This is a genomic window from Lunatibacter salilacus (assembly GCF_009797935.1).
Classification (GTDB): Bacteria; Bacteroidota; Bacteroidia; order Cytophagales; family Cyclobacteriaceae; genus Lunatibacter; species Lunatibacter salilacus.
The window spans coordinates 739,930-759,540 of sequence record NZ_VOLC01000001.1 but is presented as its reverse complement, the minus strand read 5'-3'; the positions used below and the strand labels follow the sequence as shown (position 1 = coordinate 759,540).

At 42.3% G+C, this 19,611-nt stretch carries 16 protein-coding genes; 5 read left to right on the top strand and 11 right to left on the bottom strand.

Annotated elements, in window-relative coordinates; genetic code table 11:
• Positions 1-5: 5 nt before the first annotated feature.
• The 9 genes from FQ608_RS02985 to lipB all read right to left on the bottom strand — a co-directional run bounded on the left by FQ608_RS02985 (position 6) and on the right by lipB (position 12,558).
• A complete protein-coding gene (locus FQ608_RS02985) occupies positions 6-3,374 on the bottom strand; it encodes a SusC/RagA family TonB-linked outer membrane protein (protein ID WP_199856293.1) in 3,369 nt (1,122 codons plus the stop codon).
• 154 nt (positions 3,375-3,528) lie between these two features.
• Positions 3,529-4,560, bottom strand: coding sequence for a FecR family protein (locus FQ608_RS02980; protein WP_158856296.1), 1,032 nt, complete (start codon positions 4,558-4,560; stop codon positions 3,529-3,531).
• 378 nt (positions 4,561-4,938) lie between these two features.
• Complete coding sequence (locus FQ608_RS02975; protein ID WP_158856295.1) at positions 4,939-5,541, bottom strand: RNA polymerase sigma factor; 603 nt, start codon at positions 5,539-5,541, stop codon at positions 4,939-4,941.
• Between the two features lie 1,270 nt (positions 5,542-6,811).
• Entirely contained in the window at positions 6,812-7,441 is a 630-nt protein-coding gene (locus FQ608_RS02970; RefSeq protein ID WP_158856294.1) for a rhomboid family intramembrane serine protease, read from the bottom strand.
• A 23-nt stretch (positions 7,442-7,464) separates the two neighbouring features.
• Positions 7,465-8,451 (bottom strand): polyprenyl synthetase family protein, encoded by a 987-nt coding sequence (locus FQ608_RS02965; protein ID WP_158856293.1) that lies wholly within the window; start codon positions 8,449-8,451, stop codon positions 7,465-7,467.
• Positions 8,444-10,621, bottom strand: coding sequence for a ribonuclease R (rnr, locus tag FQ608_RS02960; protein ID WP_158856292.1), 2,178 nt, complete (start codon positions 10,619-10,621; stop codon positions 8,444-8,446). Before rnr ends, FQ608_RS02965 begins: the two co-directional genes overlap by 8 nt.
• Before the next feature lie 51 nt (positions 10,622-10,672).
• On the bottom strand, positions 10,673-11,419 hold the full coding sequence (locus FQ608_RS02955; protein ID WP_158856291.1) for a 3'-5' exonuclease: 747 nt from the start codon (positions 11,417-11,419) through the stop codon (positions 10,673-10,675).
• Positions 11,420-11,422: 3 nt separating this feature from the next.
• Complete coding sequence (locus FQ608_RS02950; RefSeq protein WP_158856290.1) at positions 11,423-11,827, bottom strand: hypothetical protein; 405 nt, start codon at positions 11,825-11,827, stop codon at positions 11,423-11,425.
• Positions 11,824-12,558: a lipoyl(octanoyl) transferase LipB gene (lipB, locus tag FQ608_RS02945; RefSeq protein ID WP_158856289.1), complete on the bottom strand. Its 735-nt coding sequence runs from the start codon at positions 12,556-12,558 to the stop codon at positions 11,824-11,826. Before lipB ends, FQ608_RS02950 begins: the two co-directional genes overlap by 4 nt.
• Before the next feature lie 118 nt (positions 12,559-12,676).
• Here lipB and FQ608_RS02940 point away from each other — a divergent pair, with 118 nt between their 5' ends.
• A complete protein-coding gene (locus FQ608_RS02940) occupies positions 12,677-13,033 on the top strand; it encodes a YraN family protein (protein ID WP_158856288.1) in 357 nt (118 codons plus the stop codon).
• Here the strand turns inward: FQ608_RS02940 and FQ608_RS02935 are convergent.
• The gene (locus FQ608_RS02935; RefSeq protein ID WP_317168882.1) at positions 13,030-13,884 is read right to left on the bottom strand and encodes a toxin-antitoxin system YwqK family antitoxin; all 855 of its coding nucleotides are present in this window, start codon (positions 13,882-13,884) and stop codon (positions 13,030-13,032) included. The genes FQ608_RS02940 and FQ608_RS02935 overlap by 4 nt on opposite strands.
• Before the next feature lie 202 nt (positions 13,885-14,086).
• Here FQ608_RS02935 and FQ608_RS02930 point away from each other — a divergent pair, with 202 nt between their 5' ends.
• From FQ608_RS02930 to blaOXA, 3 genes are all read left to right on the top strand, one after another.
• Positions 14,087-15,289, top strand: a complete 1,203-nt coding sequence (locus FQ608_RS02930; RefSeq protein WP_158856287.1) for a pyridoxal phosphate-dependent aminotransferase — start codon at positions 14,087-14,089, stop codon at positions 15,287-15,289.
• 75 nt (positions 15,290-15,364) lie between these two features.
• Positions 15,365-16,072, top strand: coding sequence for a glycosyltransferase (locus FQ608_RS02925; protein WP_158856286.1), 708 nt, complete (start codon positions 15,365-15,367; stop codon positions 16,070-16,072).
• Positions 16,073-16,123: 51 nt separating this feature from the next.
• Positions 16,124-16,924, top strand: a complete 801-nt coding sequence (gene blaOXA / locus FQ608_RS02920; protein ID WP_158856285.1) for a class D beta-lactamase — start codon at positions 16,124-16,126, stop codon at positions 16,922-16,924.
• Here the strand turns inward: blaOXA and FQ608_RS02915 are convergent.
• Positions 16,921-17,700 (bottom strand): glycosyltransferase family 2 protein, encoded by a 780-nt coding sequence (locus FQ608_RS02915; protein WP_158856284.1) that lies wholly within the window; start codon positions 17,698-17,700, stop codon positions 16,921-16,923. The genes blaOXA and FQ608_RS02915 overlap by 4 nt on opposite strands.
• A gap of 363 nt (positions 17,701-18,063) precedes the next feature.
• Between FQ608_RS02915 and FQ608_RS02910 the strand changes: the two genes are divergently transcribed.
• The gene (locus tag FQ608_RS02910) at positions 18,064-19,041 is read left to right on the top strand and encodes a 3-keto-disaccharide hydrolase (protein ID WP_158856283.1); all 978 of its coding nucleotides are present in this window, start codon (positions 18,064-18,066) and stop codon (positions 19,039-19,041) included.
• The last annotated feature ends 570 nt before the right edge of the window (positions 19,042-19,611 follow it).

Sequence of the window (19,611 nt, the reverse complement as noted above, 5' to 3'; positions counted from 1 at the left end):
GAATATCATTTGAAGTTTACATTTAAGCCTAGGACAAATGTCTTAACCTGTGGATAGAAGTTTGCACCTCCTACCGGAGACTCGGGGTCATAGCCATAAAAGAAATCGCTAAATGTCAATAAATTATCTGCTGATGCATATACCCTGAGTCTTGAAACCCGTATTCTTTCTGTCAACACTGAAGGCAAGGTATAGCCAAGTTGGATATTTTTCAGCCTGATGTAGGCCGCGTCTTCCAGCCAAAACGTAGACAACCTTTGGTTAAAAGTCTGTTGGAATGCAAGCCTAGGATAGCTACCTCCAGGGTTGTCAGGAGTCCAGCGGTCTAGGTGTATTGGCTGTGGCATGGTACTTTGGTTGGTATATGCATGGCGGGCACTGCCAGTGAGGTATCCATCTGCCTTTCCTACTCCCTGTAGAAATAAACTAAAATCGAAACCATTCCAAGCCGCATTTCCCCTGAAGCCGAACGTATACCGTGGAATATGACTGCCTATCACCTGTCGGTCTTCATCCAAGCTAATCACACCATCTCCATTTAAATCCTTGTAAATAATATCTCCAGGAGCTACCAAATCGCCAACGGGTACTGGGAAATCAGGCTCAAACCTTCCCGATTCGGGATTGTATCTGAAATCATCTTCTTGTGCAATCCGCTCAGCCACCAAACCATAGAAAGCATCCAGCGGCTGACCAACCATCCGGACTCTATCGCCAATAGTGGGAGGTGTACCAGCCAAATCGACTACTTGATTTTTGACGTCAAACATATTGAAATTTAGTCCATACGTCACCTCGCCAATCTGGTCTCTCCATCCCACTTGAAGTTCCCAACCTTTATTTTCAACCCTTCCTGCATTTTGGGTAGGATAGGGGGCACCAAAGACATCTGGCAGCGGCAGCGTCAAAAGCAGGTTATCTGATTCGTTTATAAAATAATCCGCAGTAAGTTCAAGCCTGTTGTCAATAAAAGCCATGTCAATTCCGATATTTCTCTTAGTTGCTGTTTCCCAACGCAAAAGTCGGTTTGCTACTACTGTTTGTCGATAACCGATGGTATTAACATTACCTATGGGCATTGTTGCCACAGGACCGAGTATGTCCATAAACGCATAGTCTCCTATTCGGTCATTTCCCTGTGTACCATAAGATGCCCGGATTTTGCCAAATTCGATCTTATTCCTCAGGCCATCAAAGAAACGCTCTTCAGAGAAAACCCAACCTAACGAGGCAGCTTTAAACAATTCCCAACGCTGCTCCGATGCAAACCTACTTGATCCGTCGTATCGGAATGTAAGCTCGGCCAAGTATCTATCTTCAAACGTATAATTGGCACGGCCAAACATCGACCGTAAGGCCCACTGTGTAGCACTTCCGTTGTTAAGTTGGTTTTCCGTACCCAAATTGATATGGCCTACCACTTGTGATGCAAGGTTGGTTCTCGAGGCTGCAAAGTTATCTGTCATTCCCTGCTCCTGAGAAACCCCAAGCATCAGTTTAACATCATGCTTCTCTGAGAAAATCTTATCATATTCCAAGGTTCCAATAAAAGATTGATCAAGACCTGTATAATCACGGGTATCTATTACATTGGGATATCCGGTTCTGTATATAAGCGACCCGTCATCAGGACTGAAATAATTGATTGTTTTAGTGAAAATAGTCCTTTTGGAATTCGATCGGAACATGCCATATTGTCCCCGTGCATTAAGTCCCTTTGCCAAATTAAAGATAACGTTTAAGTTACCCGTAAACTCCTGCGAAGCAAAATCATTGGTTCCGCCGTCGGTGGCAACAGCCAAGGGGTTCGATTGCCCGCCGATATACCCCCATGTTCCGGTCGTAAATCTTACAGGAACAAGCGGAATGATGGAGTGCGCCATGCTTATGGGACTGGTGCCCGCTGCTGCCCCCGAATAAGAGCGCTCGATGTAACCTAAATTAGCTGTGATCTCAAGCCTATCTGTTACTTTTGCGTTGAACTTAGTCCGTAGGTTATGTCTTCCGGCAGTATAATTGTCCCCGGAGATCAAACCCCCTTCTTGTAGGTTTGCGTAAGATATAAAATAATTGAAATCATCGTCTCCGCCGTTTAGACTGAATGAATGGTTTTGTTGTGGGGCACTTCGTTTGTATATCTCATCAAGCCAGTTGGTGTTTGCGTAGTAGTTGGGATCAGAGCCGTTTCTCGCAATTTCGATTTCCTCATCGGAGTACGTCGGATTCCTGCCCACATTGACCAGCGATTCATTCAACAAAGTCATGTAATCAGTTGAACCCAGAAAACTCGGAAGAGCCGTGGGCGTCTGCCATCCGAAATAATTGGTATATTGAACCGACGGACTGTTACTGCTGCCCTTTTTTGTTGTGATTACAATAACCCCGTTTGCTCCCCTTACCCCATAAATGGAAGAAGAAGCCGCATCTTTTAATACTGAAATCGATTCAACATCATCTGGGTTCAGGATATTTAAATTACCCCCAGGAACACCGTCAATAACTACGAGAGGCGTTGCGTTACCCCAGGTACCGATACCTCTGATTCGAATGGCGCCCGCATTTTGGCCGGGAGGGCCTGAGGCACCGGTAATGGTAACACCGGGCATCGTACCCTGAATTCCCGCACTTATATTGGTAATCGGACGACTTTCAAATACTTCTGCGCCTACCTGGCTCACAGCACCGGTTAGCGTCGCTTTCTTTTGCGTTCCATATCCAACCACGACTACTTCACCAAGTGTGCCCATATCTTCCTCCAATATGAGGTCAATAATCACTCTGCCACTTACGCTGATCTCAGTTTGTTTAAATCCAACATAGCTGAAAGTAAGTACCGCAGTTGGTTCTACGTCCTCAAGGACATACTCTCCATCAATATCCGTGACAGTGCCCTTCGTAGTGCCTTTCACCATCACTGCCACACCCACCAACGTCGCGCCGCTTTCATCTGTGACCTTACCTCTCACGGGATCAGCAATATTTGATTCAACTTGGCCGGTAGAAGTTTTTCCTGTGTTCAAATAAACATCGATACTATTGTTGATTTGCCTGAATGACAGGTTGCTTTGTGATGCGACCTCTCTTAGAAGTTGCTCTACTGTGCCTTCATTTTCGGAAAAGCTAAAGCTTTCATTTGTATTCACCAACGCTTTGTCGTAGGTAAATCGGAACGGCGTGTTCCGTTGAATTTGTATAAAGAAAGCCTGAAGGGTAAATTCCTTTCCCGGCAAACTAACACTTACTTCATCAATACTTTTATATTGTCCGTTTGCACTTTCAGCAACCCCAAAATTTAGGAATGCCAGTTGCAAAATGAAGCCATACAGGAAACATTTTGAACACATAATACATGCATTAAGTACTGTTTTTTTCATACATTTAGATGGTTTTATGAATATATACTTTCGTTTAACCCAGCCAACCGGCGTTAGACATTCCCCAATGTGACTTCCGGTGGGCGGAGAAGCTACCGGCAGGCTATCATCCTGCCGGTAGTATTTAAGATGTGTTCGTTCTTCGGGTCATTGTTCAGAGAATTAGTTTAACATTTTTGCCTTCTAGTTCGAATTTGAATTTATGCACGTAGGATAAGCTGCTGAGTATGTTCTCCAATGTTTCATTTTGGTACTCTGCATTGACCTTCCACTTTTTGCCTTGTGGGTTTTCTACAGCTATATGCACACCATACCAGTCTTCCAACTTTTTCAAAACCTCATCGATTGATGCATTCTTGAACTGGATCAATCCATTTCGCCATGCGGTAATTTCTTTGATATCAAAAAAATGGGTCGTTGTAACCTGCCCGTCTTCCTTGTATTGAAGCATCTCTCCTGGCTCTAGAAAGCTTTCCCCCTCAAAATTTGAATGGCTGATGCTTACCTTACCTTCCAATAAAGCAACTTTGATTCGGTCCGATTCTTTTGTAGTGACGTTAAAAGAGGTTCCCAAAACGGTAGTCACCAAATCCCCGGCAAACACCTGGAATGGCCGCAAAGAGTCATGTGATACTTCAAAATATGCCTCTCCCTCCAAATAGAATTTTCTGCCGCCGGATTTCATTTCCTTTGGAAAACGAATTACGGTAGATGAGTTAATCCACACCCGAGTACCGTCTTCCAGCGAAAACTGAAGTTTTTCTCCTGGTTTTGTCGCCCTGCTTATCATCTCTTCAGGTGTGACCTCACTTTCCGACGATTCAGAGATCTTATTTTCCGACATCAGCCAGACAAGACCGATCGAAAAAAGTACTACAGCGGCAGCACGATACACCCAGCGTAATAGGTTTCCACTCTCGGAGTGGGATTCCGATGAATTAGTGTTTTTCTCAATTTTTGGAGACTCTTTCAAAATTCTCGAAAGCAATTCCTGCTTCTTGCCCTCGGGAACGCCAGGCTCGTCGTAAATTACGGCCATCATAATCTCCTTTGCCAGTAAAAATTCCGACAAGGAGTCCGGATTGGCAGCGATCCAGTTGGACCAATACAATTCCAGCTCCGGGCTCGGATGTCTCACCCATCTTACAAATTCGGGGTTGGTTAAAAAATCTTCCTTTGATTTCATGTGTTTATAATTGTTTTTCAGTTGCCACATGGAATCTCGCAATTATAATCATCCCTCCGTGCGTCGCCTGCGTCATGCTCGATTTCATCTGTTTATAATTGTTTTTAAAGTGCCAGACGGAATCTCGCTACGATAATCATCACAGTGTGTGACGATCTTGCCATGCTCGATTTCATGTATCTAAACGTCCTTTTACTTTGAAAAGGGGGAGTAGTAAGAAATCACACCCTTTTTTTTAAAAAAATATGTTTAAATATTAAACAGGATATGTTTGATCCGGGAATTATACTGTTAGATATCATCACGTTAACATTGAATCTTGGGTGAAAAAAAATATCTAAAAATCAACTTAATAAACGCCGCACTTATCAAAAAAGATCAGGGGCTTAACGCTTCCCTTAAAAATCCCAATGCCTTGTACATCAGATTTCGGGTAGTCTTCAGACTATCCAATCCCATTAGCTCCTGAATTTGTCTGTAGTCCAACCCCTCATAAAAACTGTAGTAGATGATTTCTTTTTTCCTTGAACTCATTTGTGCAATGGCTTCATTGAGTTTTTGGAGTTTTTCCGCATCCAACTGCTTCTGTATCAAATGCTGCTCGTGAGATAGGCTAAATGCAAAATAGGAGGGAGGAGGAAAATCATCCCTTTTTCCCGCCCACTTGTCCACCTCACTCAATAATCTCCTTTTTAAGCATTTGAATAAGTAAAATTTGATCGAGGTAGTTTTTCCAAGACGGGATCTTGAAGCCCGAAGATAAATAAACATATCTTGTATCGTGTCCTCCACCAATGCCTGATCTGCAACCATTCTGAGGCCATAACGATAAAGTGTCTCAAAATAGCGTTCATATATCTGTATGAATGCTGATTCCTTGCCATCACAAAATGCCTCCCACAATTTCGAGTCGCCATCGTCCGCTGGCAAACGGACCACATCCTGCCGCTGATCTACTGTATCTGTATGTCTTTCTAGCACTGTTCCAAGCTTTGGTTAAGCAACTCTCTTCCTTAGGAATGCTGAAATAATAGATTTTAAATCTATTATGCAAATATCGGTATATTCAAATTCCAAATGTTCTAATTATTAACATTTTAGACGCAGAACTTTAAAAATTAATTAACCATTTATTAATCTTCATTGTGTTTTCTTGATTGCTTCATATTTAAGTTAGCGACTGGGTATTGCGAAGCCATATGAAAAAATAACTCATCAGTAAGTTTTTGATGTTGCTGATCAAGTTTTGGTTTTAGACAGAAGAGGCGAAGTGGTAAAGTAGGAGAATTAAGGCTAGAGGGAAAGAATTTTGTTAAGCACAGTTTTTGGACGACAGGAAAGTGACAAAAGAAAACATTAATCATTGGCGGACTAATACTTTTTGGACAATTAATCTATTTCCGTGACTATATCTCGCCCATTCATTGGGGACATTTAAAAGTAAGTGGTCTTACTTGCACCTGCCCAGACGAAACAGTAGTGAGCGGACGGCTATATTTGAGAAGCATAACGCCCGACAGTCTCAAACAGTACGACTTAGACTATTCTGAAATTTATGTTACAAAACGACCATCAACTAATATCGATCCAATGGGTGTTGACTTATATATTATTGAGGACACGTAATCGGTAAAGACAGAGTGAAGGAGACCCTTGGAATCCAAATGCAACACCGAATTTAAGCTTTTTGAGGAAGCACTTGAGGATTTTCAATTTGCTTTAATGAACCTCAAGAAAAATAAGTTCCCCAAGCTTATGGAGGATTATGAACAGGAAACTGAATTACGGATTGCCTATATTTTTCGATTGCAGCGAAAGTACCCAATCGCGCTGGAAAGACTTGACAAATTAATAAACCAATACCCCAAAATATGCATTTGCTTACAAGTCAAAAGCTGGAATACAAATTGACATAGACGAGCTCAAAAATGCATTAGAAACAGTTAACCATGGACTCGTACAAAATCCGCACGATGAAGAACTTGTTGATCTTAGAAAATATCTAGTTTACGACCTAACAACAAATCGGAATGACAAATAAGCCCATTATACTAATTTTTGGACGCAAGCATCCAGGCTAGTTGATTATTGTAACTGTATCGGATTGCCAAATATTCGGCAGCAGGAAGTTTCTCCTCCACGAAAAAGATATACTTTTCTGAAAGAATTTAGTCCGATTAAATCGTGAACTTACCAAGCTACAAAATTCAATCTTTATAAAAATTGACAACTTTTTCCACACACACACCCTTCAAAACGGCATGTACCCCCTAATCTCCTCCAAAAAATAAATCCCACTTGCGGGTGATAGGATAAGGACAAACAAAATACCCGTCAACGCCCCATACAGGTGGGCATCATGGTTGATATGGTCATCGGCAAGCCTTCCCTTATAGACCGCGTAGATAAGAAACAATATCCCCAAGATAAATCCTGGAAGGCAGAAAATACCGAAAATACAGATATCCGCCAAGGGCATCAAAATGATGCTGGCAAAAACCATGGCCGCCGTACCCCCGGAGGCACCCAAGGCATGGTAATGAGGGTTGTCCTGCTCTTTCAAATAAGTTGGAATATCGGATATGACGATGGCCACAATATAGAAGGCAATGAAAACAACCACCCCAAAGGTAGGTCCAAACATATATCCCAGAAACTGCTCAACAACCTGCCCAAAGAAATAGAAAGTAAACATATTGAAAAGCAGGTGCGTGCCGTCCTTGTGGATAAATCCGGAAAGGATAAACCGCAAGTATTCATTTCGGTGCTTTACCCGATAGGGTGTAAACATGCTTTTCTCCATAAATTCCGGATTTTTCCAAGCATAGTAGGAGGACAAACAGGTGACGGCGATCAAAATAACCGTTAAGGATAATTCCATGATGGTAAGGTGAAAAGGGAGATTTATTTTTCCCGGTTTACTAAATTTTTTGTAAGGTTATGAAGCATATCCATGCCTTCTTTCCGCAGCGGGTGGATCTCGTTAAGCTGGGCAAAACCTTTTTCAAAATAGGCTTGCATTTTACGCTCGGTAAGGTCCTGAATTCCCAAGGAGTCGTAGATACGGGTAACTTCGCTAACTTTTTCCTCTTTATCGAAATCCATATTTCCTATCCAAGATGCCAATTCTCCGGCTGTCTCACCGGTTGCCAGTTCCTTGGCTTTGATAAGCAAATAGGTTTTCTTGTTGGAGATAATATCACCACCTACCTGTTTACCGAAAAGATCCTTATCTGCATATACGTCAAGGAGGTCGTCTTTGAGTTGGAAGCCAATACCAATATTTACTCCAAAATCATATAATTTTTGGCAGTCAGCTTCTGAAGCTCCAGCTAAAATGGCACCAAGTTGCAGGGCGTATCCTAACAAAACGGCTGTTTTAAGCCGGATCATTTCGAGATATTCCAATTCTGATACCGACTCACGCACCTCAAAATTCATATCCAACTGCTGCCCTTCACAAACCTCCCCAGCTGTTTTATTAAAATATTTGATACAATGCCCCAACTTGTCCGGACCAATATGCAGCAGCATATCATAGGCTCTTACGAGCATCACATCACCGGATAAAATGGCGGTATTCGCATTCCACTTTTTATGTACCGTTGGTTTTCCTCTGCGCAACGGTGCCTGATCCATAATATCATCATGCATCAGCGTGAAATTATGAAAAACCTCCACGGCACAGGCTGGCGTGAGAATATGCTGGTAGTCTGAGCGATAAAGATTATAGGCCAAAAGAGTCAATAGAGGCCGAATTCTTTTGCCGCCTAAACCCATCAGGTAGGATATTGGCTCGTACAATTCTTGGGGGTGTTGCCCGTATGTTAGCTGCTGTATATGGGCTTCAAGGTTCTGCTGTATAGCCTTCAGGTCAGTTGGTTCATTCATTCGTCGCAAATTCCAAATCTATCGTTCGTCTGTCTATATCGGTTCGGGTGACCCGTACACTTACTTTGTCTCCCAATGTAATGATGCGTTTGTTTTTAGATCCTACCAGGCGAAGGTTTCGCTCATCAAAATCATAGTAGTCGTCTTTGATGTCCTGCACGCGGACCATCCCCTCACATTTGGTTTCGGTGATTTCTACATATACGCCCCATTCAGTAACCCCGGTGATGATGCCGTCGTAATCCTTTTGCTCAGCAAGTTTCATATATTCCACCTGCTTGTATTTAATGGAGGCTCTTTCTGCATCTGCCGCTCGCTTTTCCCTTTCGGAAGAATGAGTACACTTCTCATCCCACGCAAGTGTCTCCGGAGATTTGCCACCATCCAAATAGAGCTGAAGTAACCGATGAACCATCATATCCGGATACCTACGGATTGGCGAGGTAAAGTGGGTATAATGTTTGAAAGCCAATCCAAAGTGGATTTTTGGCTCTGTGGTATAAATGGCTTTTGCCATACTGCGGATGGCTAGCTGCTCCAAAACATTTTGTTCTGGCTTGCCTTGGATATCCTCCATCAACTTGTTAAGAGTGTTGGACACCTTTTTCTCATCCGATACGACGATCTCATGACCGAACTTCCTTGCAAAACCTGCAAAGGTGGTCAAACGCTCCAAATCCGGATAATCGTGGGTTCGGTACACAAAGGTGCTTTTACCTTTATTTTTATTGAAGACAAATTCCGCCACGGTCCTATTGGCAAGCAGCATAAATTCCTCTATCAATTTGTGAATATCTTTACGCTCTTTAATTATCAGCCCCAACGGAGTCCCTTTCTCATCCAATTTGAACTTTACTTCAACGGTTTCGAAATTAATGGCACCTTTCTTAAATCGAGCCTCCCGAAGTCGTTTGGCCAGGCCGTTTAGATGCGTTAACTCCTCATAAAAATCCCCTTCTTGATTATCGATGTTTTCTTGGGCTTCCTCGTAGGCAAACCTACGGTCTGAATGAATCGCTGTTCTTCCTATCCAATGGTTCAAAACCGCCCCGTCATCGTTCATTTCAAAGACGCAGGAAAATGTTAGTTTGTCTTCGTTTGGCCGAAGGGAGCACAGACCGTTGCTGAGTCGCTCAGGTAGCATGGGGATCGTCCTGTCCACAAGGTAGACAGACGTAGCACGGTGATAGGCTTCTTTTTCCATTAGGGAGCCCGGCTTGACATAATGTGTCACATCGGCTATATGCACACCTATTTCATAATTTCCGTTTTCCAGCTTTTGATAGGATATGGCATCGTCAAAATCTTTTGCGTCAGCGGGATCAATGGTAAAGGTAGGAACCCCCCTAAAATCTCGTCTGTCTTCCAAATCCTCCTTTCGGATGGTATCAGAAATCTTTTCCGCTTCATGCAACACCTCTTCGGGATAGTCAAAAGGCAATCCGAATTCCGCCATGATGGAGTGGATTTCTACCTCATGATCTCCGGCCGTACCCAGAATTCGTACAATCCTTCCAATAGGGTTCTTGTCTCCTTCTTTCCATTCAGTCATTTGCACGACCACCTTCTGATTGTGTTGGGCCTCCAGAAGATCAGTTTTTTTAATAAAAATATCATGATGCATTTTCTTAAAATCAGGCACCACAAACGCAAAGCGGGGAGATATTTCCACACGACCGACAAATTCGTCCCTAGACCTCTCTGTTATTTCCAGAACTTTTCCTTCCCTACGTCCATTTTTACCCCTGTTTGGGAATACCATGACCCGAACCTTATCGCCGTCCAGGGCATTTTTCATATCGGACTCCTTGACAAGAATGTCATCGTCTGATTTGACTTGATTCGAAGGAATTACAAACGCAAAACGGGCATTGACATAGTCTACTTCCCCTTCGATAAATTCGGGATCACTTGCAGAACTAAATTCATTACGGGAATTTTTGGTGACTTTTCCCTCCTGAACAAGTTCGGTCAACAGGTCAGTAATGTTACTTTTAGCGGAGGTCTCTTTAATTTGCAGCTGGTTGATTAAATTTTTCTCTGAAAACTCCTCGCCAAAGTGATTTTCTAAAAAATTAAGGAGCGTTCTTTTTACTTGGGAAGCATTCGTTCCTTTGTCTTCTTTTTTTTTGCCCCGATAGTCCCGGTTTTTTCCTGATTTTCTTCCCATAAAAATAATTTCAAGTTATAAAGTTAAAGATTATCTCCCTGTATTTGGGAGTTATTGCAGATTATCTTTGGTTTCCTCATCGAGATTGATGATCGTCATTGCCATATCTCCCGGCAAGCCTTGATATGCCAAATACACGCGGGCTGTCACTTCTACATCCCTTAAACAGTATTTACGGATATTTTCCAGATCCCCATCCTGATAATAGACCTTGTTCACCATGCTGCCGTCTATTCCTTCTTTGGAACTGGGAATATCGAAAGCAGCCGCCAGAAGTTCCAATCGCGTATAGTGCTTGTAATCACCAAATTTCCACATTTCCATGGTATCCAAATGCCTAATCTCCCATGGCTTTTTTCCAGCCAACTGCAAGACATCCGGCAAAGGGATTCTATTGATCAACATCCTGCGGCACAGATAGGGAAAATCAAACTCCTTGCCATTGTGCCCGCACAGGATCCAGTTCTTCTTTTCCAAGAGTTCCCGAAAGTGCATCAAGGTGTCATGTTCTTCTGTTTCCGCGAAGGACTTGGTGCGATAAACCAATTCATCGTCTGTCTTCGAATACATGAAAAACCCTACACCGATACAGATTATCTTACCAAATTCCGCATATATGCCCGCCTTTTCAAAATAAAGTTCAGCAGGATCTATTGGTTCTGCTGATTGAATTTGCTTTGCTTTTCGTTGCCATTCTTCCTGGAGGCGGGGTGGAATATCTTCAAAGGTCGGGAAAGCCGACGCCGTCTCAATGTCCAAAAACAATACATCGTTTAATTCTTGTAAAAAATCTGCCATAAGTTACTTGGTATGAAGGATTCCATGTAAATCCAACTCAGGGATATAGGTAACCTTTTCATCGGAAATACTACCAGGTAAAAATATGAATTTTTTGTCGAAAATTTGATCCAATATATAATAGCTTACCCAAAATTCATTGGTAAGCTGAAACAAGTCCGGCAATATAGGCTCCACCTTGGCGACAGCCTGAGCTTCCAGTTTTTCGATCACATGCCTCAGTACCGAAGTCTTACGCATCTCTCCATTTATCTGTCCATAGCCCTTCGAATTAATCATCACCGTAGTTAGGGAAATGAGGTTTTTATTGATAAGGTACACGGACCACTCAGTTTCACCTGCACGGCTTTCCCTGACAATGGCCAGATCTACTCCCGTTGCAGGATGAAAGGGGATATCTTTTTTCATATGCTCTCGGTTTCTGTTTCCAACTCCATCTCAAACTGTTGGGCTAAGTGCTTTTTCAAATTCTCTTTGACTTCCCGCTCATCTACCTTTTTGCCTAATTCCAAATGCAGCGACGTAACGGCTTTATCAGGAATACCACAGGGCACAATGTTGGCAAAATAATCCACCTCCACATTCACGTTAAAGGCAAATCCGTGCATGGTAACCCAACGGCTGGATTTTACACCCAAGGCGCAGATCTTTCTGGGGTTTACTTGCAGCTCGTGGTCCAGCCACACTCCCGTAAGTCCTGCTATCCTTCCGGCTGAAACCCCGTACTCAGCCAAAGTTAGAATTACCGCTTCCTCCAGCAATCTCAGGTACTTGTGGATATCCGTAAAAAAGTTGTCCAAGTCCAATATAGGGTAACCCACCAACTGTCCCGGACCGTGATAGGTAATGTCTCCTCCACGGTTAATTTTATAAAATCTTGCCCCTTTTTGTTCCAATTGGGCATCGTCCAGCAGGAGGTGAGAGGAATCCCCGCTTTTTCCCAAAGTATAGACATGGGGGTGTTCAACAAAAAGCAGGTAGTTGTCGGTAGGAACTTGTTCGGAAGCAAGTAGCGACCTGTTACTGATTTTCTTCGCGACGATTTCACCAAATAACCTCTCTTGAAAATCCCAAGTTTCTTGGTAATCTTTTTGGCCTAAATCGATGAATTTAACCTTTTTATTTTTAAATTGACTCACGTAATCTTGGTTTGCATCCCGGTTAGAACATCTTTCTCTAGGGCGAAGTTCTTACAAAGATTGCTTGATGAAAAATTAGTAAGAAGAAACTTTTTCCCAAACCTCAAATTTTTGATCTATGGCGGCTCATAACGACATTGGACAGGAATCAGAAAGGTTGGCTATGGAGTGGCTGGAATCCAAGGGCTATATCTTTCAAGAAGCAAATTACCGTTACAAACATGCGGAAATTGACCTGATCATGATATACCGGGGCATTTTGATTTTTGTGGAAGTCAAATTTCGAAGTGGTACGGGATATGGTTATGCGGAGGAATTTGTTGACTATAAAAAACGGCAGCTTATCATCCGGGCTGCGGACAACTACATCCATGAAAAGGACTGGCTTCGGGATATTCGGTTTGATATAGTGGGTGTTTACAAAGACAAATTTGGAAATGTGCGTTTCAAACATTTTGAAGATGCCTTTTATTAACCGTCGTTCCTGTACACAAGGTTTCCTTCTTTATCCCACTCCGCCCGAATAAATGGTCTGAAATTTTTCGAAAAGGGCTGTGGCTGGTATTGTATTTCCCGTCGGCGGATGACTTTGTCGCCTTTTGTGTTCCAAAATTCAGTCCACAAACCTACCCGTTCACCGAATCGGTATTCTCCAATTACCGCCACCTGACCATCTGGATAGAAATGATAGAAATTCCCTTCTTCCAAATCATATTCTATGGGAGTGAGCTTTTCAATTTCCCTTTGTTCCCTGTTGTAATAAGTGACGCGGGATTCTTTTGGCCAGCCTTCTGAAAAGTGGGATTTATTTACCAGAATATTCTTGCCGTCATACGTCATCCATCTGCCGTGCTTTGTGCCAAAAAAATACATCCCTGTCTCAATAACACTTTCGCCGATTCGCTTTTCATAAGGACCGTGTAATAAAACGCCCTTGGAAGGATTAAAATCACCTTTTTTTATTGATTTTGTACTTGAGTCGTACCAGTATATGTCCCGGATATAGCCATTTACCTGTCTGTTCTTAATGGTTGTATTGAAGGCTTGAATGGTCACTTGATCCCGAAAACTCGTTCGGATTATATTCCTTTTGGTTCTTTCTCCAAAATAAATATTCTTTTTGACCTTCTTTTTTTTCTTTTTCTTTTTGTCCTTTACCTCTTCTGTGGCATCCGTAAACAATAATATAGGTGTGGTGGTCGGTAAAAGGCGGTTTTTAACCACGCCTGTTGAGTCAGGGTCTTTTTCAGCAGACTCCTGTGCGAGTAAATTGCCTCCTAGTAAAGAGAGACTTATAAAAAGAATAGGTAACCGAAAATTCATCATCTCAAAAACGCTAGAACCAGCAAGTTATTTTGTCGGCTAAATATATCGCATCTATTTTTTGCAAAGGTTTAGAATTCATAGGCATTATCCTTAATTTTGGCCGAAATTAAAGCAGCAATTAAGGTAAAAAAATTCTTTTTCTTGCAATTACACCTAGTAAGGGTCTAAAATAGCCCAAAAACGAACATAATCAAAATTATCCATGAATTCTATTTTATCCGATCGTATCATTGCCATGGAAGAGTCAGCAACACTGGCCATGGCAAAAAAAGCCCGTGAACTGAAAGGTCAGGGTATTGACATCATTAGTCTAAGCTTGGGAGAGCCGGATTTCAAAACCCCGCTTCACATTCAACAGGCCGCTAAGGATGCCATAGATGAAGGGAAATATTTTTCTTATCCCCCTGTGGCAGGCTATCAGGACCTGAGAGAAGCTATCGCAAAAAAACTGAGGGATGAAAACGGAATCGCTGAAGCCAAAGCGGAAAATATCGTTGTGTCTACCGGTGCCAAACATTCCATTGCGAATGTCTTTATGTGCCTAGTTAACGAGGGAGATGAAGTTGTCATCTTTTCACCATATTGGGTTTCTTATTCCGAGATTATAAAGCTGGCGGGAGGTATACCCGTATTGATTGAAGGTACACTTGAAAATAATTTCAAAGCTACTGCCGACCAATTGGAAGCCGCAATCACGGACAAAACGAAAGCTGTAATCTACTCTTCGCCGTGTAATCCTACCGGTTCCGTCTTCAGCAAAGAGGAATTGGAAGCCATTGCAGAGGTTGTGAAGAAAAAAGAGGATATCGTAGTGATAGCCGATGAAATCTACGAACTGATCAATTTTACCGGAAAACATGCCAGCATCGCCTCTTTCCCGGGAATGTTTGATCGGACAATCACCGTTAACGGTTTCTCCAAAGGTTATGCGATGACCGGATGGAGGGTAGGATATATCTGCGCTCCATTGGAAATTGCCAAAGCCTGTGAGAAGCTACAGGGACAGTTTACTTCGGGCGGAACAGGCATTGCTCAACGCGCTGCTTTGGCAGGGATTACCGGGGATCAGGCTCCTTCTAAGGAAATGGAATCCGCATACCTCAGAAGAAGAAACTTGGTGCTGGAGTTGTTGCGGGATATTCCTGGGATCAAAACACACGTTCCTGAAGGTGCATTTTATTTCTTTCCGGATGTAACCGCGTTTTTTGGCAAATCAGATGGTGAGATGGTTATCAAAGATTCGGATGATTTTTGTCTGTATATTTTGAAAGAGGCTCATGTATCGTTGGTTACCGGAGCCGCATTTGGTGCTCCAGATTGTATCCGGCTTTCCTATGCCGCTTCTGATGAAGAGCTAAAATCTGCTTTGAAAAAAATAAAAGAAGCAACTGCAAAATTAAAGTAATTTATACCTTAACCGTTTTCGGCCATTCATCTACTTAACGGGGGTGGTGCCGAAAACGGTTTTTTTGTATTCCCTATGTCTGCACTCGTTATTACCCCTGTCAAAGATGCTCTAGCGGCAACCCTTCAAACGGTCAACGCTATTGTGAATTCTGATCAAAAAGTACAGTATCGGGTATATAACGATTACAGTTCGACAGAAACAGAACAGGCATTGGAAAAGGCAGCGGGTGAAGTTGGATTTACTCTTTTTCATCTAAGTAATCTTACCTCCACACCTTCTCCCAACTATAAAACGGTGCTTCAGCATGCCCAAAAAGCTTCATTGGAGGCGGGTTTGCCCTTGATAATTATCGAATCAGATGTAACTGTTAAAAATGACACGATCAGTAAATTATTGGAATTTGCCCAGGCTCATCCCAAATCGGGGTTGGTGGGGGCAATTACGGTGGACGAAAGAAATAGGGTGAACTTTCCCTACCTCAAATTCAAACATGAAAAACGGGCAGTTATCCAAACCAAAAGAAGCTTGAGCTTTTGCTGCACCCTGCTTACATTAGGTTTTTTAGAGGCTTACAGTTTTACCGCCTTGGATGAATCAAAAGACTGGTTTGATACCCATGTTTCCAAAAAAGCTATTGAGCTGGGATTTGAAAATTATGTCCTTACCGATGTGAAAGTTACCCATCAGCCCCACGGAAGCCGACCTTGGAAAATGCTAAAATATACCAACCCAATTACCTATTACCTGAACAAGTTTTTCAAGGGGCGGGACAAGATTTGATATGGTGGGAAAAATTATTTAAATTTACACCGAACGATTTATAAAACCACTATGCAACCCTTCTCAATTCTTCTACCCTCGCTACTGATGGTCTTAATCTCCTGTTCTCCACCTTCGGAGAAATACATCTACCGGGATTTTGGCAAATATTACGATTTGTTTGAGGTTGAAGGTACATTTGTTCTTTATGATTTGAAAAAAGAAACATTCATTGTCCACAACGCTGAATACGCAGGAAAACCTTTTACGCCTGCCTCAACTTTTAAAATTGTCAATTCTCTTATCGGGTTAGAAACTGGAGTAATATTCGACGCTTCCTTTATAATAGCCTGGGACAGCGTGGTCAGAGATCTACCTATCTGGAATCAGGATCACACTTTATCTTCTGCTTTCAAGTATTCGGCCGTCTGGTATTATCAGGAAATGGCAAGGAGGATTGGTGAAGATCGGCTTAAATCTTGGCTTGAAAAGCTCGAATACGGAAATGGGAATATCTCTTCCGGTGTGGATAGATTTTGGTTGTCGGGAAGTTTACAAGTTACACCACTGCAGCAGATTGATTTTCTAACACGGCTCTATGCAAACAAGCTTCCGGTTCACGACCGATCCAGTGAAATCGTGAAAGATATCATGGTAGAAAAAGATACCCTTGGGTATGTGCTTCGCGCTAAAACGGGTTGGGGAAATCAGGATGGCAAAGAGGTGGGTTGGTATGTGGGGTACTTTGAAACTGGTGATAATGTGTATTTCTTTGCCAACTGCGTCTCTACTGAGGATAAAGATAACAGGACGTTTTTAACTGCCAGAAAGGAAATTGTCAATCTTATCATGGAGGAACTGGAATTGCTTTAAACCGGAATTCCCAAGAAGCGGTATATGGTATTAATTGGTCTAGACCAAGTTTTACTCTTCCGAATTGGGCCGTTTAGGTGTTGGTATATAAAATCCTTGTGCTTATGATTGATAAAAGAATAGGTTAACTGGCGTCCCTTCCGGTCTACTGACTTTCTTCTGGACTTCTTTTGTATGCGATAAAAGAATCCTACAATCGGTAACTGTACCACTTCACCACCTTCTTTGAGCATGGAAATCCAAAATTCCCAATCCTCAAAGCCCCAGGTCATTTCTTCGGAAAATCCCCCTACTTTTTCCCAATCTGTTTTTCGAAACATTGCCGAGACAAAAATCATATTTCCTTGGGCCAAAGTCGGCCGGCTAAATGGCTTCAGTTTCCAGGGCTTGTTTTCCGCACCAAATTTTTCGGCTAGACAATAAACGACCTTAACCTCAGGCTTTTCCTCCAACACAGCGACTGCACGGGATATATAATCCTCGGATATCAAGTCGTCACCGTCTACAGGAAGGATGTATTTTCCTGAGGACTTCCGGATTGCATGGTTTCTCGCAACTGATGGACCTGCATTGGGTTGGCTATAAACCTGAATACGGTTGTCTTTATTTCTCCATTCTTCCAAGACCTTGCGGGACGAATCGGTCGACCCGTCATCCACGATGATAATTTCTATGTTGGTAAAGTGACTTCCAAGAATAGAGGTTATTGTTTCACTAATTAGAGCTTCCTGGTTGTAACAGGGTATGATAATACTTACCAAAGGTGTCTCAGCCATCAATGTATAGTTGGAGTGGCTCAAAATTAATTATTTTTGGGAGCGTCTGGTAACAATGCCTAAATTATTCCTTTGTAGCACATCCCGTATAATGTTCTATTTTTAGAGAGCAAAAAAAAAAATTTTCACCCATCTAATAATTCCAAATGTGGAGTGGATGGAAGTATAGTTTAGTAAATACAGGTTTAAGTGAAGTTCGCACCTGAAAGGTTGACCTGCACTTCAAGCATATAAAGAGCGGAGAGTACGGCTAAAATTCTACTTTTACGCATACGGAAATTAAAGATTTCACCCTTTCCCGTGCTTAAAAAATAAAATAACCTTACTTTTATCCTTTATTAATCGCACAAAATATAATCCTATATGAACAAGATATCTTTTTATAACGGCCTAGCCCAAGCATTGGGTAAATCCCTATTCAGTTTTGCCCTGATAGCTTTCACCTTTGGCGTTCAAAATCACCTGACAGCCCAGTCCGATAACAGTGAAATAATCGGCAGATGGAACCTCACGGTTACTATAGACGGAAAAGAACTTCCGTCTTGGATGGAAGTAAAACTCTCGGGTTACAGTACGCTCGTGGGCTATTTTGTGGAAGACCACGGAAGTGCCAGACCTGTATCCCGGGTAAACTATGAAAAGGGAAAGGTTTCTTTCAGCATTCCTCCACAGTGGGATCAAGGTAAAAAGGACACCAAACTGGATGCTACCCTTAGCAACGGAAAGTTAAGCGGTACAATCACAACCAGTTCGGGTAAAAAGCACTCGTTTGTTGGTGAAAAAGCTCCATCTTTAGTTCGTACCTCACCGCCAACTTGGGGAGAAAAGATTGAAATTTTCAACGGTAAAAACCTCGACGGCTGGAAAGCTGACAAGCCGGAAAATCAGTGGGTGGTAAAAGACGGTATCCTCACCAGCGACAAAGCTGGCGCAAACCTTATATCCGAACAGAAATTCGATGATTTCAAGCTTTATGCCGAATTCCGCTATCCGGAAGGAAGTAACAGCGGCATTTACTTGAGAGGCCGTTATGAATTGCAAATCGAAGACAACAAGGGAACCGAACCATCCAACGTGTATTACGGGGGCATCTATGGATTCCTGACACCCAACGAAATGGTTGCAAAGGGTCCTGGTGTATGGCAGACTTATGAAGTAACCCTAATCGGCAGAAGAGTGACCATTGTCGGAAACGGCAAAACCATTATCTGCGACCAGATTATACCAGGTATTACAGGTGGTGCACTGGACAGCAAAGAAGGAGAAGCCGGACCGCTAATGCTACAGGGAGATCACGGCCCCATAGAATTCAGAAAAATCGTAATTACCCCAGGCAAATAGTAAATGAAACAAATACCTATAAGTTTTCAAGTGTTGAATCAATAATTAAAAGGGTTTCCCGCAGATTTCGCAGATCTACACAGAATTTTTCAGCGAAAATCCGCGCTATCTGCGGGAAATAATTGCGCAGCTAACGGTAAAAAAATCTTTACCCCAGGCAAACAGTAAATGAAACAAATACCTATAAGTTTTCAAGTGTTGAATCAATAAGTAAAAGGGTTTCCCGCAGATTTCGCAGATATACGCAGAATTTTTCAGCGAAAATCCGCGCAGTCTGCGGGAAATAATTGCGCAGCTAACGGTAAAATAATCTTTACCCCAGGCAAATAGTAAATGAAACAAATATCTATAAGTTTTCAAGTGTTGAATCAATAATTATAAGGGTTTCCCGCAGATTTCGCTGATACACGCAGAATTTTTCAGCGAAAATCCGCGCTATCTGCGGGAAATAAATGCGCAGCAAACGGTAAAATAATCTTTACCCCAAGCAAATAGTAAATGAAACAAATACCTATAAGTTTTCAAGTGTTGAATCAATAATTAAAAGGGTTTCCCGCAGATTTCGCAGAT

Coding starts and splice junctions, on each gene's coding strand:
- FQ608_RS02935 (WP_317168882.1), bottom strand. CDS start 13,884: ATGATGAATTTTCGGTTACCTATTCTTTTTATAAGTCTCTCTTTACTA.
- FQ608_RS02915 (WP_158856284.1), bottom strand. CDS start 17,700: ATGGCTGAGACACCTTTGGTAAGTATTATCATACCCTGTTACAACCAG.
- blaOXA (WP_158856285.1), top strand. CDS start 16,124: ATGCAACCCTTCTCAATTCTTCTACCCTCGCTACTGATGGTCTTAATC.
- FQ608_RS02930 (WP_158856287.1), top strand. CDS start 14,087: ATGAATTCTATTTTATCCGATCGTATCATTGCCATGGAAGAGTCAGCA.
- FQ608_RS02985 (WP_199856293.1), bottom strand. CDS start 3,374: ATGAAAAAAACAGTACTTAATGCATGTATTATGTGTTCAAAATGTTTC.
- FQ608_RS02965 (WP_158856293.1), bottom strand. CDS start 8,451: ATGAATGAACCAACTGACCTGAAGGCTATACAGCAGAACCTTGAAGCC.
- FQ608_RS02925 (WP_158856286.1), top strand. CDS start 15,365: ATGTCTGCACTCGTTATTACCCCTGTCAAAGATGCTCTAGCGGCAACC.
- FQ608_RS02910 (WP_158856283.1), top strand. CDS start 18,064: ATGAACAAGATATCTTTTTATAACGGCCTAGCCCAAGCATTGGGTAAA.
- FQ608_RS02955 (WP_158856291.1), bottom strand. CDS start 11,419: ATGGCAGATTTTTTACAAGAATTAAACGATGTATTGTTTTTGGACATT.
- FQ608_RS02940 (WP_158856288.1), top strand. CDS start 12,677: ATGGCGGCTCATAACGACATTGGACAGGAATCAGAAAGGTTGGCTATG.
- FQ608_RS02980 (WP_158856296.1), bottom strand. CDS start 4,560: ATGAAATCAAAGGAAGATTTTTTAACCAACCCCGAATTTGTAAGATGG.
- rnr (WP_158856292.1), bottom strand. CDS start 10,621: ATGGGAAGAAAATCAGGAAAAAACCGGGACTATCGGGGCAAAAAAAAA.
- FQ608_RS02970 (WP_158856294.1), bottom strand. CDS start 7,441: ATGGAATTATCCTTAACGGTTATTTTGATCGCCGTCACCTGTTTGTCC.
- FQ608_RS02950 (WP_158856290.1), bottom strand. CDS start 11,827: ATGAAAAAAGATATCCCCTTTCATCCTGCAACGGGAGTAGATCTGGCC.